At 70.7% G+C, this 14,846-nt stretch carries 16 protein-coding genes; 6 read left to right on the forward strand and 10 right to left on the reverse strand.

What is annotated here, in order from left to right; all coding sequences use genetic code 11:
* The first annotated feature begins 12 nt into the window (after positions 1-12).
* The 4 genes from ACFVNO_RS03575 (at position 13) to ACFVNO_RS03590 (ending at position 4,537) form a co-directional block, all read left to right on the forward strand.
* Positions 13-678, forward strand: coding sequence for a sigma-70 family RNA polymerase sigma factor (locus ACFVNO_RS03575; protein ID WP_220565116.1), 666 nt, complete (start codon positions 13-15; stop codon positions 676-678).
* Entirely contained in the window at positions 675-974 is a 300-nt protein-coding gene (gene rsrA / locus ACFVNO_RS03580; RefSeq protein WP_220565117.1) for a mycothiol system anti-sigma-R factor, read from the forward strand. Before ACFVNO_RS03575 ends, rsrA begins: the two co-directional genes overlap by 4 nt.
* A gap of 849 nt (positions 975-1,823) precedes the next feature.
* The gene (locus ACFVNO_RS03585) at positions 1,824-3,209 is read left to right on the forward strand and encodes an HD-GYP domain-containing protein (protein WP_378889222.1); all 1,386 of its coding nucleotides are present in this window, start codon (positions 1,824-1,826) and stop codon (positions 3,207-3,209) included.
* Positions 3,209-4,537, forward strand: coding sequence for an HD domain-containing phosphohydrolase (locus ACFVNO_RS03590; protein WP_355256901.1), 1,329 nt, complete (start codon positions 3,209-3,211; stop codon positions 4,535-4,537). The genes ACFVNO_RS03585 and ACFVNO_RS03590 overlap by 1 nt, the downstream gene beginning before the upstream one ends.
* Positions 4,538-4,645: 108 nt before the next feature.
* Here ACFVNO_RS03590 and ACFVNO_RS03595 read toward each other — a convergent pair whose 3' ends face one another.
* Positions 4,646-5,386 (reverse strand): GntR family transcriptional regulator, encoded by a 741-nt coding sequence (locus ACFVNO_RS03595; RefSeq protein ID WP_073378335.1) that lies wholly within the window; start codon positions 5,384-5,386, stop codon positions 4,646-4,648.
* A gap of 97 nt (positions 5,387-5,483) precedes the next feature.
* Between ACFVNO_RS03595 and ACFVNO_RS03600 the strand changes: the two genes are divergently transcribed.
* Positions 5,484-7,034 carry a histidine kinase N-terminal domain-containing protein gene (locus ACFVNO_RS03600; protein WP_355256905.1) on the forward strand — a complete coding sequence of 517 codons (1,551 nt, stop codon included), beginning with the start codon at positions 5,484-5,486 and terminating at the stop codon, positions 7,032-7,034.
* A 116-nt stretch (positions 7,035-7,150) separates the two neighbouring features.
* Here the strand turns inward: ACFVNO_RS03600 and ACFVNO_RS03605 are convergent, their stop codons facing one another.
* Both ACFVNO_RS03605 and ACFVNO_RS03610 read right to left on the reverse strand, forming a co-directional pair.
* Positions 7,151-7,408, reverse strand: a complete 258-nt coding sequence (locus ACFVNO_RS03605) for a WhiB family transcriptional regulator (RefSeq protein ID WP_220565121.1) — start codon at positions 7,406-7,408, stop codon at positions 7,151-7,153.
* 276 nt (positions 7,409-7,684) lie between these two features.
* Positions 7,685-8,617 carry a diacylglycerol kinase family protein gene (locus ACFVNO_RS03610; protein ID WP_355256908.1) on the reverse strand — a complete coding sequence of 311 codons (933 nt, stop codon included), beginning with the start codon at positions 8,615-8,617 and terminating at the stop codon, positions 7,685-7,687.
* A 127-nt stretch (positions 8,618-8,744) separates the two neighbouring features.
* Here ACFVNO_RS03610 and ACFVNO_RS03615 point away from each other — a divergent pair, with 127 nt between their 5' ends.
* Entirely contained in the window at positions 8,745-9,158 is a 414-nt protein-coding gene (locus tag ACFVNO_RS03615) for a hypothetical protein (RefSeq protein WP_220565125.1), read from the forward strand.
* Between the two features lie 20 nt (positions 9,159-9,178).
* On the opposite strand, the gene ACFVNO_RS03620 is transcribed toward ACFVNO_RS03615, so the two are convergent.
* From ACFVNO_RS03620 to ACFVNO_RS03650, 7 genes are all read right to left on the reverse strand, one after another.
* Positions 9,179-9,937, reverse strand: coding sequence for an RNA polymerase sigma factor SigF (locus ACFVNO_RS03620; RefSeq protein ID WP_073378881.1), 759 nt, complete (start codon positions 9,935-9,937; stop codon positions 9,179-9,181).
* 41 nt (positions 9,938-9,978) lie between these two features.
* Entirely contained in the window at positions 9,979-10,404 is a 426-nt protein-coding gene (locus ACFVNO_RS03625) for an anti-sigma factor (RefSeq protein ID WP_073378345.1), read from the reverse strand.
* 124 nt (positions 10,405-10,528) lie between these two features.
* Positions 10,529-11,020, reverse strand: a complete 492-nt coding sequence (locus ACFVNO_RS03630; RefSeq protein ID WP_355256912.1) for a GNAT family N-acetyltransferase — start codon at positions 11,018-11,020, stop codon at positions 10,529-10,531.
* Positions 11,021-11,083: 63 nt separating this feature from the next.
* On the reverse strand, positions 11,084-11,638 hold the full coding sequence (locus ACFVNO_RS03635) for a class I SAM-dependent methyltransferase (RefSeq protein ID WP_355257117.1): 555 nt from the start codon (positions 11,636-11,638) through the stop codon (positions 11,084-11,086).
* A 143-nt stretch (positions 11,639-11,781) separates the two neighbouring features.
* On the reverse strand, positions 11,782-12,597 hold the full coding sequence (locus ACFVNO_RS03640; RefSeq protein WP_255647080.1) for an amino acid ABC transporter ATP-binding protein: 816 nt from the start codon (positions 12,595-12,597) through the stop codon (positions 11,782-11,784).
* Positions 12,597-13,562: an amino acid ABC transporter permease gene (locus tag ACFVNO_RS03645; RefSeq protein WP_355256916.1), complete on the reverse strand. Its 966-nt coding sequence runs from the start codon at positions 13,560-13,562 to the stop codon at positions 12,597-12,599. Before ACFVNO_RS03645 ends, ACFVNO_RS03640 begins: the two co-directional genes overlap by 1 nt.
* A 42-nt stretch (positions 13,563-13,604) precedes the next feature.
* Positions 13,605-14,525: an ABC transporter substrate-binding protein gene (locus ACFVNO_RS03650; protein ID WP_355256919.1), complete on the reverse strand. Its 921-nt coding sequence runs from the start codon at positions 14,523-14,525 to the stop codon at positions 13,605-13,607.
* Positions 14,526-14,846: the final 321 nt, after the last annotated feature.

The raw sequence follows: 14,846 nt of genomic DNA on the forward strand, positions 1-14,846 counted from the left end.
AGGCCGACGGGCTTGGATCAGGGCCAGGAGACAGCCGAGGAGCGGGAAGAGCGCTTCGAGAGGGATGTGCTTCCCTTTCTCGACCAGCTCTACTCCGCGGCGCTGCGCATGACCCGCAACCCCGCCGACGCGGAGGATCTCGTACAGGAGACCTTCGCCAAGGCGTTCGGTTCGTTCCACCAGTTCAAGGAGGGGACGAATCTCAAGGCGTGGCTGTACCGCATCCTCACCAACACCTTCATCAACTCCTACCGCAAGAAGCAGCGCGAGCCGAAGCAGGCCGGCACCGAGGACGTCGAGGACTGGCAGCTGGCGCAGGCCGCCTCGCACACGGCGGCGGGCCTGAAGTCCGCCGAGGCCGAGGCCCTGGAGCACCTCCCCGACAGCGACGTCAAGCGGGCGCTGCAGGAGCTGCCCGAGGACTTCCGGATCGCGGTCTACCTCGCCGACGTCGAGGGCTTCGCCTACAAGGAGGTGGCCGAGATCATGGGGACGCCGATCGGAACGGTCATGTCCAGGCTGCACCGGGGGCGCCGCCAGCTCCGGTCCCTCCTGGAGGAGTACGCGGTCGACCGCGGCTTCCTCCCCGCGGTGCGCGCCACGGCCGGCGCCGCCGCCTCTGGATCGTCCGCGGGCGGGCGGGGTCAGGACGGGTCGGATCGAGGAGATCGGCGATGAGCGGCCAGGGTCGTCACGGGGACACCCCGTGCAGCGAGGTGCTCGACAAGCTCTACACGTACATCGACGGGGAGCTGGAAGAGAACAACTGCGAGCAGATCAGGCGGCACCTGGACGGGTGCGAGCCCTGCCTGGAGGAGTACGGGCTCGACGAGGCGGTGAAGAAGCTCGTCGCCAAGCACTGCGGGTGCGACCCGGTCCCGCTGGACCTGCGGGACAAGGTCCTGGGCCGGCTCGCCCGGGCCCGGGACGAGCAGGCGGCCCGCGAGGCGGCGGGGCCCGGAACGTTCGCCTGAGCCGCGCACGGACGCGGTTCCCGCACGGACCCGGTTCTTTTTTCGGAAGTCCGGAACACCCCTGGGCGGAAGCTGGAATGCCAGCTTCCGCCTTTTTGGTGTCTTGCGGGTTTTCTGGGATCTTGTCATATGATGCGGCCTTGATGGGGTTTTGCGCTATTTCTTGGGAATGGGTGTTCGGATTCCCCTATGGTGTGGGGGTTTTTGGTCATCGGACTTTCCGGGTGACGCCTTCGTCCTCTCCTGCGACACGCCCGACCCCCTTCGGCCGACCCGGCCTGTGATCGACTCGGAATGATTTTTCCTGCGAGTGCGGGGAGTGGCCACGGGTGATCACTTTGTGTAGTCGGAGCTGATGGCCTTGCGGGGGGCTGCCAGGCAAGTGGGCTCGGGTTCCGGTCTTCCGCGATCACGCCGCCGAAGGCGATGGTCACTCAGGGTAGTCACCCGTGATTGCTAATTGAATTAGTAATTCCATACTCCGGAACTTCGCATCCCCTTCGGAGTCCGTGGCGCCGATGGTTCGGGTTGTGGGGAATCCGGGTGCCTTCGGGGCCCGTTAAACTGGACGCCATATCCAACGAATGGGGTAATTTACGCGGCGTGCCCGGGGAAAGGCGGCATGCCGTTCAGGGGAGAGGGGACGACGATGTTCATGGCTCTGCTTCACACCGCCGCCGCGGCGATCTTGGCCGCTTCCTCCTTCACGGGATGGTCCTGGTGGTAGAACAGAACCGGTGAAACCATGACAGTCCGGTCGTCGCTGGTGGGAGGTGAACGAGGGTGCGGGCTCTTCCCGGGGGCGCGCGTGTCTACATCGGGATCATCGTTGTCAGTGCTGTCGCCATCCTGCTCATCGGGCCCTATTCGGGCATAGATCCGCAGACGCTCATCATGGTGGCGCTGCTGTTCGTGGTCGCCGAGTCGATCAGTACGAGTGTCGGGTCGGGCGGCAAGGCGGGGATGTCGCCGAGCTCGGCGGTCTCGCTGGCCGCGGTCGTCCTCGTCGGTCCCGTCGGGGCGGCGCTGGTCGGTTTCGCCTCATGCTTCGCGGTCCGGAGGCTGGCCGCGGTCAAACGCGCCTTCAACGGAGCGCAGTTCGCACTGGCGGCGTTCGCGGCCGGACATGTCTACCTGCTGTGCGGCGGCGTGGTGGGAGGACTCGGCGAGGCGGACTTCCCGGCCGTGGTCCTTCCCTACGTCGCCGCGGTCCTGACGCACTCCGCCGTCAACTCGCTGCTGGTCGGGGTCCTGTTCTGGACGCTCGGCCAGGCGCGCCCGCGCGGGCGCGGCCGCTTCAACTGGCGGCCCCTGGTGGCGGTCGAGCTGTCCTCGATGGGCTACCAGATGCTCGGCCTGGCCATCGCGGCGGTCTGGGACGGCGTGGGGATCGTCGCACCGCTGCTGGTCCTGCTGCCGCTGTTCATCGCCCGCTGGGCGTTCGCGCAGCAGGCCGACGAGGCCAGGGCGCACGAGGCCACCCTGGCCACGCTCTGCCAGGCGGTGGAGACCAAGGACTACTACACGCGCGGCCACTGCATGCGCGTCGCCGAGGGCTCGGCCATGATCGCCCGCGAGCTGGGGATGTCGGCCGAACGGGTGCAGAAGATCCGCTACGCGGGGATGCTCCACGACATCGGCAAGCTCGGCGTGCCCACGAAGGTGCTGCAGAAGACCGGCAAGCTCACCGACGAGGAGTACGCCGCCATCAAGCTGCACCCCACCCGCGGCTACGAGATCGTCCGGGAGATCGGCTTCCTGGACGAGGCGCTGGCCGGGATCCGGCACCACCACGAGCGCCTCGACGGCCGCGGCTACCCGATGGGGCTGGTGGGGATGGAGATCCCCGAGTCCGCCCGCATCATCAGCGTCGCCGACGTCTTCGACTGCCTCACCTCCACGCGCTCCTACCGCAAGGCGTGGTCGGTGGAGGACGCCATCGTCGAACTGCGCGCCTGCGCGGGCACCCAGTTCGACCCGCGCATGGTGGAGGCCCTGGTCCGAGCGGTGGAGCGCGAGGGCTGGGAGACGCCCGACATCGCCGAGCCGCCGGGCGGCTGCTACGGCTCGGCCGCGGCGGAGGCCGCCTCCGCGGAGGACGGGGCGGCCGGCGGGACCGGACCGGGCACCGCGCCCGCCGCCGTGCCCGCCGAGCAGGGGACGGCGCCCGTCGAGGGCGCGGCCCCCACGACGGCGCTGCCCACGGGCACCGCGACGGGCGGTCGGGACCGGTGATGACACAACGGCAGACGGAGGGGCCGCCCCCCGGGCGGCCGACGGGCCCCGAGGGCGGCGCGCTCGGCCACCGGCCCCGGAGCGGGCCGGTCTGGAGGACCTCCCGCCCGGTGCGCGCCCTGCTGGTGGCGGTAGTGGGCTCGGTCTCGCTGGTCTCCCTGGTGTGGACCTCGGCCACCGGGTTCGTCGAACCCTATGTGGCCCTGTGCTTCTGCCTGGTCATCGCCGTCGGCGAACTGGTGAGGATCACCCTGCCCGGACACCGGGAGGTCGCGCCGATCGCCTCGGCGGGGGCGGTCGGGTACGCCTTCCTGCTGAACCTGGGGCAGGGGCCCTCGGACCACTCGCCCCTCCAGGTGGTGGCGGTGGTCGCCTGCGGTGTGGCGGTGGGCGAGCTGCCGCACGTCGCGGTGGGCCGCACCCCGCGGGTGGAGGACGTCGCCCGCAGGGTGCTCTCCGCCGGGCTGCTGGCCGTCGGCTTCCGGCCCATCGCCGAGCACCTGGGGCTGTCGGGGCCCTCGGTGGCGGCGACGCTGCTCATGTTCACCCTGGTACTGACCGTGTGGACGGTGGACGCCCTGCTGGCCGCGGTGCTGCGCGCCGAGCGGCTGCGCACCCGGCTGCGGGTCGCGGCGGGCGACGAGATGCGCGCCCAGTTCGCCTCGGGCATGGCCACCGGCTCCAGCGGTGTGCTCATCGCGCTGTCCTGCACCGTCACCGGCCTGGCCGGGCTGCTGGTGTTCAGCGCCCCGCTGCTGGTGGCCCAGGTGGCCTTCCGCAGGCACGCCGAAGTGCGCCGCACCTACCTGGAGACCGTGCGCGCGCTGTCGCGGGTGACCGAGGTCGGCGGGTACGTGGAGAACGGGCACTCGCGCCGGGTCAGCCACCTGTCGCACCTGGTCGGCTGCGAGCTGGGCCTGGCCGAGGCCGAGCTGCTGGAACTGGAGTACGCGGCGCTGATGCACGACATCGGCCAGCTGTCGCTGCGCGAGCCCATCGCGGGCGGGGCGACCGTGCTGGCCTCGCCCCGGGAGCAGCGGCGCATCGCCGAACTGGGCGCGGGGATCATCCGGGAGACCGGGGTGCTGGACTCCGTCGCCGAGGTGGTGCGCCGCCAGTGCGAGCCGGTCGCCGGGGACGACGACGAGGGCGTGCCGCCGCTGGGCAGCCGGATCATCAAGGTCGCCAACGCCTTCGACGACCTGGTGGGCGAGAACGGCGACGCCGAGCGCCGGGAGGCGGTGCTGGACCGGCTGCGCATGGACGCGGGCACCGAGTACGACCCGCGGGTGGTGGAGGCGCTGGCCACCGTCCTGGACCGCGGGTAGCCGCGCGGTGCGGGACCCGGGCGCGGTCCGGGTCCCGCACGCCGCGCCCGTACGGAGGGGGCGCGGGGAGGCGCCGCGCAGGGGGAGAGGGGCCGTCGGCCGGGGGGCTCAGTCGGTCGGGGGGCGCAGGCGCGTGACGAACTTGTAGCGGTCGCCCCGGTACAGCGAGCGCACCCACTCCACCGGGTGCCCGTCCCGGTCGAAGCTGTGCTGGCAGTGCAGCACCAGCGGCAGGCCCACGTCCACACCGAGCAGCCGGGCCTCGTTGGGGGTCGCCAGCACGGTCTCGATGGACGCCTCCGCCTCGGCCAGCGAGACGTCGTAGGCGCTCGCCAGCGCCTCGTAGAGCGAGGCATAGCGGTCCAGCTGCCGGCGCAGGCCGGGGAAGCGCCGGGCCGCCAGGTGGGCGGTCTCCACGGCCATCGGCTCGCCGTTGGCCAGCCGGAGCCGCTCGATGCGCAGCACCCGGCCGCCGGAGCGGATCGCCAGCAGCTCGGCGAGCTGGTCGTCGGCGTTGATGTAGCTCACGTCGAGGATGCGGGTGGCCGGGTGCAGGCCGTGCGAGCGCATCTCCTGGGTGTAGCTGGTCAGCTGGAGCACCTGGGCGACCTTGGGCTTGGCCACGAACGTGCCCTTTCCCTGGATGCGCAGCAGCCGCCCCTCCACGACCATCTCGGTGAGGGCCTGGCGCACCGTGGTGCGCGAGGTCCCGAACTGGGTGGCCAGGGCCCGCTCCGGGGGCACCGGGTTGCCCGCCGGCATCGCCTCGATCAGTTCCAGGAGCTGCTTCTTCACCTGGTAGTACTTCGGCACCCGGGGGTTGCCGTCCAGTGTGCCCTGACCGGTCATCACTCTCCTCGTGCGTTCGGCCGCGCCCGAATTGGTGTGGACCACTGGTCGAGCGCGTACCTCTTGAGTATGCACTCCTCCATGGGATGATTTGTGAGTGCCTCACCTCAGTGATCTCATCAGGCGACACACGTCGCTCAAGCAGGCCGATCTCGAATGGATCCACTCCCTCGTCTCCGATTGGCAGCTGCTGGCCGACCTCTCCTTCGCAGACCTGGTGCTGTGGGTGCGGTTGCGCGAGGACGACGGCTGGGTGGCCATCGCGCAGATGCGCCCCACCACCGGCCCCACCGCGTTCCAGGACGATCTGGTGGAGACCGTCCTCTACGACGATATGACGGACGTCACATCGCGTACCGCGCCCCGGGTGGTGGGCCGCAGGGCCCTCATCGACCGCGCCTGGAGCGAGGGCCGTATCTGCCGCGACGGCGACCCGGACTGGTCGGGCGGGGTCCCGGTGCGCGAGGAGACCATTCCGGTGCGGCGGGAGGGCAACCTCATCGCCGTCATCCAGCGCAGCACCAACCTCAGCTCCGCCCGCACCCCCAGCCGCCTGGAGCTCACCTACCTCCAGAGCGCCGGCGACCTGGCGCAGATGATCGCCGAGGGCGTGTTCCCCTTCATCGACCAGGGCCCGCTCATGGTGCGTTCGCCCCGCGTCGGGGACGGCCTGCTGCGCCTGGACCAGAACGGCGAGGTCGTCTACGCCAGCCCCAACGCCCTGTCGGCCTACCGGCGGCTGGGGCTCACCGCCGACCTGGTGGGCGCGCGCCTGGACCGCATCACCCTGGAGCTGGCGGCGCCGGGGGAGGCCCGCGACGAGAACCTCACCTACACGGCGGGCGGCCGGGCGCCCCAGGAGGCGGAGGTGGAGGCGCGCGGGGTCACCGTGCAGCTGCGCGCGATCCCGCTCATCATCGACCGGGTGCGCATCGGCGCCCTGGTGATGGTCCGCGACGTCACCGACCTGCGCCGCCGCGAGCGCGAGCTGATGACCAAGGACGCCACCATCCGCGAGATCCACCACCGGGTCAAGAACAACCTCCAGACGGTGGCGGCCCTGCTGCGGCTCCAGGCGCGGCGGCTGGACGTGCCCGAGGCGCGGGCGGCCCTGGACGAGGCGGTGGGCCGGGTCGGCTCCATCGCGATCGTGCACGAGATGCTGTCGCACACCCCCGACGAGGTCGTGGACTTCGACGACATCGCCGACCGGGTCATCCAGATGGCGGCGGAGGTCTCCTCCACGTCGGCCGGCAGCACCGTGGTGCCGCGCCGGGTGGGAGGGTTCGGCCTGCTCAACGCGCTGGTGGCGACACCGCTGTCGATGGTGCTGGCGGAGCTGGTGCAGAACGCCGTGGAACACGGGCTGGGCCAGGGGCCCGGGTCGATCGAGGTGCGGGTGCGCCGGTTCGAGGGCGGGCCGGGGTACACGGGTGCGGGAAGCCTGGAACTGGCCGTGTCCGACGACGGCGGGGGGCTGCCGGAGGACTTCGACCTGGAGGGCACCACGAGCCTGGGGCTGCAGATCGTGCGGACCCTCATCGTGGGGGAGCTCGGGGGGACCCTGGCCATCAGGCCCAAGGAGGGCGGCGGGACCGAGGTGGCGATCACCCTGCCGCTGGACCGGGAGGAGGCGTCACTGCCCTGACCGGCGGGAGCCGTGCCGGGCGGAGGCCGGAAAGGGGCGCGGGCGTCCCCGCTGCGCCGGGCGGGGACCGGGTCCGCCTCCGGCCGTTGGCCGGGGGGCGGTGCGGGCGCCGGGGATCAGCCGCGTACCATCGAACGGTGGGAGATGCCCCGCCGCTTCTTGATCAGGCGGCGCTCGTCCTCGCTGGTCCCTCCCCAGACACCGCCGTCCTGGCCGCTCTCCAGAGCCCAGTTCAGGCAGGCGGAGCTGACGGGACAGCGGTGGCACACGGCCTTGGCCTCTTCGATCTGCATCAGGGCCGGGCCGAAATTGCCGATGGGGAAGAAGAGTTCGGGGTCTTCGTCACGGCAGGCTGCGTCATGGCGCCAGTCCATGCGGTCCACTCCTCATGTCGAGGTCCGGGGGCTTGTGAAGATTTTCACGAACACTGCACGGCGGGCGCCCGATGGATGGGTCCCATCGGTGGAGTCCGGCCCCGGGTTCACCCCGCGGCCACGTGGGAAGCGCCCCAATTAACTCGCCCGTAACTCGCGGCGATATGTCGAGCGTGGCAGGCCCGTCCCCGGCGTGCAAGAGCTCTCGGGGTCAAAGGTCCCGTAAGGGCATGTCGCATGCGTCACAGTGCCGTTGAATGGCGACGGAGCCGACAATTAACAGACGATTCGTAATGCCTTCGGTACGGAATGGAAGTTGACCTCTTCCCGCTCTCCGAGGTACTCGCCGTCGATTTGGAACGCCCGCGGATGGGATGACGTGATCCGCAGAGACTCCTGATCGTGCCAGGTCAGATAGCCGTCGCCGCGGGCGGCGAGCCCTTTGGGGAAGAACATCTGCGAAAGGATCCACCCCGTGAGCGGGTGCCCGGCCTGGGTGAGCGCGAATGCGTCCAGCCCCAGCTCGAAACGGGAGGAGGGCGTGGGCTGGAGCGGCAGCGCACCCGCGTAAGTCCACGGAGTGGTGTTCGTGACGAGGGCGAAATAGACGTCCTTCGCCCCGCCGTCGCCGGTCTGTACCGCCAGTGAGGGATCGCGGATATCGCCGCCGAAGAACAGCTTGACCGCGACCTCCGCGTACAGCGCCGGGGTCGCCTTGCGCCCGTTCGACCTCTCGTGCTCCACCCGCTGGACCACGTCCGCGTCCCAGCCGAACCCGGCGCAGAAGGTGAAGTAGCGGTCGTCCCGGTCGCTGGTGATCCGCCCCAGGTTGATCTCGCGCTCCCGGCCCGCCCGCAGCGCCTCCAGGATCGTCCCCGTGGCCTCCACGGGGTCGCCGGACACCCCCAGCGCGCGGATGAAGACGTTGGCGCTGCCGCCGGGGATGACCGCGTAGCGCGGCCGTTTCAGCTCCGGGGGAGTGGCCAGCAGGCCGTTGACGACCTCGTTGACGGTGCCGTCCCCGCCCAGGCTCAGCACCAGTTCGTACCCGGCCCCGGCCGCGCCGCGGGCCAGCTCGACCGCGTGGTCGCGGTACTCGGTCTCGGCGACGGTGACGTCCAGCTCCGACGCCAGGGCGCCCAGGATCACCTCGCGGGTCCGCGACGTGGTCGTGGTCGCCTGGGGGTTCACGATGAAAAGGGCGCGCACACGGCCAGTGTAGGGCCATACGGGGCGCATCCCGCGGTCCGGGAGCGCCGCGCCCGCCGGACGCGCCCCGGGCCGCGGGAGGGCGGGGCGGGAGCGGGTCCGGCCGGGACGGGGATAACCTCGAGGGGTGTCTTCCGAGGTCTCTTCCCGCCCGTTCACCGTCGTCGTCGCAGCAGCGCTGGAGGCGCTCGTCGGGCTGGCCGCCGGCATCGGCGGGCTCTACAGCATGTTCACCGCGGTCACCGGCCGCACCGGCGAGCTGGACAGCGCCCTGCCGCTCACCGTCATCGGGCTGGGGGTGGCGGCGCTGCTGGTCTTCATCGCCCAGGGCCTGTGGCGGCTCAAGGACTGGGCGCGCACGCCGGTCTTCGTCACGCAGCTCTTCCTCGGCGTGGTGGCGTACTACATGTTCACCAGCGGCCAGTACCTGATCGGCGGCGTGCTGGCGGCCGTGGCGGTGGCCGCCTCGGCGGCGGTGCTCTCGCCTCCGACGACCGCGGCCCTCTTCCCCGGCGAATGGGGCGAGAAGAAGGATCGGTGAGCCGCGGCCGTCGGCGCGCGTCAGTCGTCGGTGGTCAGTGCCTGCCGCAGCTGGGCCAGGGTGCGGGCCAGCAGGCGCGACACGTGCATCTGCGAGATGCCGAGCTCCTGGGCGATCTGCGACTGGGTCATGTTCCCGAAGAACCGCAGCAGCAGGATGCGCTTCTCCCGGGGAGGCAGCTGCTCCAGGAGTGGCTTGAGCGACTCCCGGTACTCCACGCCCTCGAGGGACTCGTCCACGATCCCGAGCGAGTCGGCCACCGCGGGCGCGTCCTCGTCGCCGCTGTCCGGCGCGTCCAGCGACACCGTCGAGTAGGCGTTGGCGGACTCCAGGCCCTCCAGCACCTCCTCCTCGGTCATCTGCAGGTGCGCCGCCAGCTCGGCGACCGTCGGCGAGCGCCCCTCGCGCTGCGACAGGTCGCTGACCGCCTTGGTCAGTGAGAGCTTCAGCTCCTGGAGGCGCCGGGGGACCCGGACGGCCCACCCCTTGTCCCGGAAGTGGCGCTTGATCTCACCGACGATGGTCGGCGTGGCGTAGGTGGAGAACTCCACCCCCCGCTCCAGGTCGAACCGGTCGATCGACTTGATCAGCCCGATCGTGGCGACCTGGGTGAGGTCGTCCAGCCATTCCCCCCTGTTGCGGAACCGGCGGGCCAGGTACTCCACCAGTGGCAGGTGGAGCTCCACGAGCTCGTCACGGATCCTGCGCCGTTCCTCCGAATCGGCGTCGAGTTCGTTGAGGCGTTCGAACAGCGCTCTCGCGCGCGCCCGGTCGGGCACCGCGTGCTCGGTCTTCGCGGTCAGAGCGGGCCCCCTTTCGCTCACGCCGGCTCCAAGGTGCCACGGCGTTTGTACAGGACGATGGAGACACGGTCGTCGGGGCCGACCTCGGCGTCGACCTCCCCGGCCAGGGCGGACAGCACCGTCCAGGCGAAGGTGTCGCGCGCGGGGAGCCGGCCGTCGGCGGTGATCACCGAGACGGAGATGCGCATCCCGTCCGCGGCGAGCTCGAACTCTGTGGTCAGTTCCGTGCCGGGCAGCGCCTGGGAGAGGAGCATGGCGCAGGCCTCGTCGACACCGATCCTCAGGTCCTCGATCTCGTCGAGGGTGAAGTCGAGCCGGGCGGCCAGGCCCGCCGTCGCCGTGCGCAGGACGGACAGGTATGCGCTGTCCGCGGGCATGTTGACGGTGACAGCGTCGCGTACACCGGTGGCGTCGGCCATGGGCACAGCGGTTTCTTCGGTCACGTCCCTCCTTCGGGGGGCGAGGTTGCCGCTTGAATGCAATGTATCTCGTTTCACCCTGCCACTGACGCAGGGAGAACGGACCGTGTCCGCGTGATCGGGTCGAACGCGAGACGATCGGTCGTGATCAGGGGCTCTGGGAGCCCAGAGAGGCCAGGGCTTCGCCGTCCAGGCGGCGGACCGTCCACTCGCTCATGGGACGCGACCCGAGCGCCTCGTAGAAGCGGATGGACGGCTCGTTCCAGTCGAGCACGGACCACTCCAGACGGGTGTAGCCGCGCTCCACACAGGTGCGCGCCAGGGTGCGCAGCAGCGCCAGCCCGTGCCCGCCGCCGCGCGCGTGCGGGCGCACGTAGAGGTCCTCCAGGTAGATCCCGTGCCTGCCGGTCCAGGTGGAGTAGTTGAGGAACCACACCGAGAAGCCGACGGTGACGGGGGCCCCGTCCGGCCCGGGCGCCTCGGCGATGTGCGAGAACACCTTGGGGTCGGGGCCGAAGAGCGCCGTGCGCAGGTCGTCCTCGGTGGCGACCGCCGCGTCCGGCTCCTTCTCGTACTCGGCCAGTTCCCGGATCATCGCGACGATCTCCGGAACGTCGTCGGGCACGGCGGTACGGATCATCGGATCACCTCGGTAGCGGAAGGGGACAGGGCCTCCTCCAGCCTACGCGCACACCGGCGGGCGTCAGGGGCGGTGGGCGACCATCCGCTCGACCGTCCCGAAGAACAGCCGGTCGTGGTGGCCGACCCGGAAGCCCGCCTCGGCGGCCACCTCGCGCGGTGCCCGCCGGGGGTTCTCGCGGCGGCGCTCCCACAGCCGCGCGGGGAAGCGCGTGTGGCCGATCCGCTCCGCTGCCAGCAGCCGCCCGCCCGGCACCAGGACCCGGTACATCTCCCGCAGCGCCTCCTCCTGGCCGTCGATGGCGCTCAGGGCGAGCGTGCACACCACGGTCTCGAAGCTCTCGTCGGAGAAGTCCAGCGAGCGGGCGTCCCCCTCGGCGAAGCGGGCGACCAGCCCCAGCTCCTCGGCGCGCTTGCGGGCCGCGGCCAGCGCCGCCGAGTCCGGGTCGATCGCGGTCAGGCGCACCTGGGGCGGGTAGTACCGCAGGTTGGCGCCGTCGCCCACACCGACCTCCAGGGTACGCTCGCGCGCCCCCGCGCACAGGATCTCCCGGGTGCGCCGCAGGGCGGGGCCCTCCCAGGGCACCCCGCGCTCCGTCCACGGCCGCCGTACGCTCATGTCCTCGCCCGCTGTGCTCACCACCCCGACTCTGTGTCCCCCGGGGCCCCGGGTCAAGGGGCGGCGGCGCGTTTCTCCGGGAGAGGGCGCAAAAAAGGGGGCGGCCCGCCCCCGGGGAGGGAGCGGGCCGCCCGGAGCGCGGCTCAGAGCACCTTGGACAGGAAGGCCCGGGTGCGCTCGTGCTGCGGGTTCCCCAGCACCTCGGCGGGGGCGCCGGCCTCCACGACCACGCCGTCGTCCATGAACACCAGGGAGTCGCCGACCTCGCGGGCGAACCCCATCTCGTGTGTGACGACCATCATGGTCATGCCGTTCTCGGCCAGGTCCCGCATCACGTCCAGGACCTCGCCGACCAGCTCCGGGTCCAGGGCGCTGGTGGGCTCGTCGAACAGCATCAGCGACGGCTCCATCGCCAGCGCGCGGGCGATCGCCACGCGCTGCTGCTGGCCGCCGGAGAGCTGGTCGGGGTAGGCGGCGGCCTTGTCGGGCAGGCCCACGCGCTCCAGCAGCTCCATGGCCTTGGCCGTGGCCTGGGCCTTGGGCACGCGCTTGACCTGCACCGGCGCCTCGATGATGTTGCCCAGCACGCTCAGGTGCGGGAACAGGTTGAAGCGCTGGAACACCATGCCGATGTCGCTGCGCTGGGCGGCGACCTCGGTCTCGCGCAGCTCGTAGAGCCTTCCGCGCTTCTGCCGGTAGCCCATCAGCTCGCCGTTGACCCACAGGCGTCCGGCGGTGAGCTTCTCCAAGTGGTTGACGCACCGCAGGAAGGTCGACTTGCCCGACCCCGAGGGGCCGATGATGCACATGACCTCGCCCCTCCGGACCTGGAGGTCGATGCCCTTGAGCACCTCCAGGCGGCCGAAGCTCTTGTGCACGTTCTCGGCGACCACGAGGGCGTCGGAGGGGAGCTCGGCCCCCTCGGCGGTCTCGATGACCGGCTCGTTCTGCTCGCTCATCAGTGCGCCCCTCCGACGATGCGGTTGCGGATGCCGCCGTACTGGCCGGGGTTGAAGCGGCGTTCGATGAAGTACTGGCCGATCATCAGGACGCTGGTGATGGCCAGGTACCACAGGCACGCCGCCACCAGCATCGGGAAGATCTGGTAGGTCCGGGCGCCGATCGCCTGGAGCTGGTAGAACAGCTCGATCGTCACCGGGACGTAGGCGAGCAGCGCGGTGTCCTTGAGCATCGCGATGGTCTCGTTGCCGGTGGGCGGGATGACCACCCGCATCGCCTGCGGCAGGGTGATGCGCCGCAGGACCTTGGCCCGGCTCATGCCCAGCGCCTGGGCGGCCTCGGTCTGGCCCTTGTCGACCGACTGCAGGCCCGCCCGGATGATCTCGGCCATGTAGGCGCCCTCGGAGAGCGACAGCGCCATCAGGCCGGCGACGTAGCCGCTCAGCAGGGTGCGGGTGTCGATCTCGAAGAAGCGGGCGTCGCCTTCGAGGCCGAGCCAGGCCATCCAGTAGTTGTCGAACGGCAGGCCCAGCTCGATGGTCTGGTAGAGGATCGCCAGGTTGCCGAAGAGCACGGCCAGGACCAGGCGGGGCACGCCCCGGAAGAACCAGGTGTAGATCCAGGAGACGGTGCTCAGCACCGGGTTCCCGGACAGCCGCATCACGGCCAGCACGATGCCCAGGGCGATGCCGATGACCATCGACAGGACGGTGGCGCTGATCGTGACCCACACGCCTCGGACGACGGGGTCCGAGAACATGTGCTCCACCATGAACGGCCAGTTGAAGGCGTCGTTCGTGAAGAGCATGTGCACGAACATCGACGCCAGGAGCAGCACGGCTCCGGCGGCGACCCACCGCTCGGGGTAGCGGACGGGGACGGCGGTGATGGGTTCGGCCGGTCGGCCCGGAGCCGGGATCTTGCTCGGCTCCGGGCCGCCCACCGGTGCGGTCGGTGAGGTCAAGGATCGGACTTTCGCTCGGTGACGGACGGGGGAGGGTTTCCCTTACTCCGCGGCGGGGTTCACCTCGGCGGACTCCAGGCCGCCGGCCTCGACGCCCCACTCGCCCAGGACCTGCTCGTAGGTGCCGTCCTCGATCATGGCGTTGAAGGCGGCGGCGATGGCGTCGGCCAGCTCGGTCTCGTCCTTGTGGGTGAGGATGCCGTAGGGGGCGGCGTCGTACTGCTCGCCGATGAACTCCAGGACGCCCTCACCGGTCTGCTCCAGGGCGTACGCCGCGGTGGGCATGTCGGCCAGGGAGGCGTCGTTGACGCCGGACACCACGGTCTCGGTGGCCAGCGGCTGGTTCTCGAACTTCTGGATGGTGATGGGGTCCTCGCCGGCGTCCACGCAGGCCTGGCTGCGGGCCTCGATGTCCTCGTCGTGGGTGGTGTCGGACTGCACCGCGATGCGCATGCCGCAGGCGTTGTCGGGGTCGACGCCCTGCGGGTTGCCCGCCTGGGCGAACCACTGGGTGCCGGAGGAGAAGTAGGACACCATGTTGACCTGCTCCATGCGCTCCGCGGTCACGGTGAAGGAGGAGGAGCCCAGGTCGTAGGTTCCGGTGTCGACGCCGATGATGATGGAGTCGAAGGTGGTGGGCTCCCACTGGGCCTCCAGGCCGAGCTTGCCCAGGGCGGCCTCCAGCAGGTCGACGTTGAAGCCCAGGACGGTCTCGCCGTCGGTGTCCAGGAACTCGCCGGGCGGGTAGGACGCCTCCACACCGATCTTCACGGAGCCGGCCTCGGCGATGTCGGCGGGGACCAGGGCGGCGAGCTCCTCGTCGACCTCCACGGCGGGCGCCTCCGGCGTCGCGGCCTCCTCCTCGGCCGGCTCGGAGCCGCCGCAAGCGCTGAGGGCGAGGACACCGGCCAGGGCGAGGGCGCCGACGGAGAAGGGCGCGGACAGGGGCTTGTGCAGGGCCATCGTGAATCTCCTTCTGGAGCACGAAGTGCCTGGTCGGAGTCGGGTTCGCGGCCCCTCCACCCGAACCAAAGCGACATACGGTGCGATATGTGGCAAATGTGGATACGTCGGTGCCGTCCCATCGTGCCGACCCTGCGATTTTCCTGCGGTCACCGTTGTGAGAGGATTGCGTAACGGGTCATCCCCGTAGTGAGGCGTACGCGCAGAACTCGCATAGGAGTCAGGCGAAGCACGACCTCTCCGGCGACACCACCGGTCATGGCCGACCGGCGCCGGAGGGGGCTCCCCTAGCACGGCACACCGGCTTCGCGCGCGGTACGC

This window comes from Nocardiopsis sp. NPDC057823, from assembly GCF_042797335.1.
Lineage (GTDB): Bacteria > Actinomycetota > Actinomycetes > Streptosporangiales > Streptosporangiaceae > Nocardiopsis > Nocardiopsis changdeensis.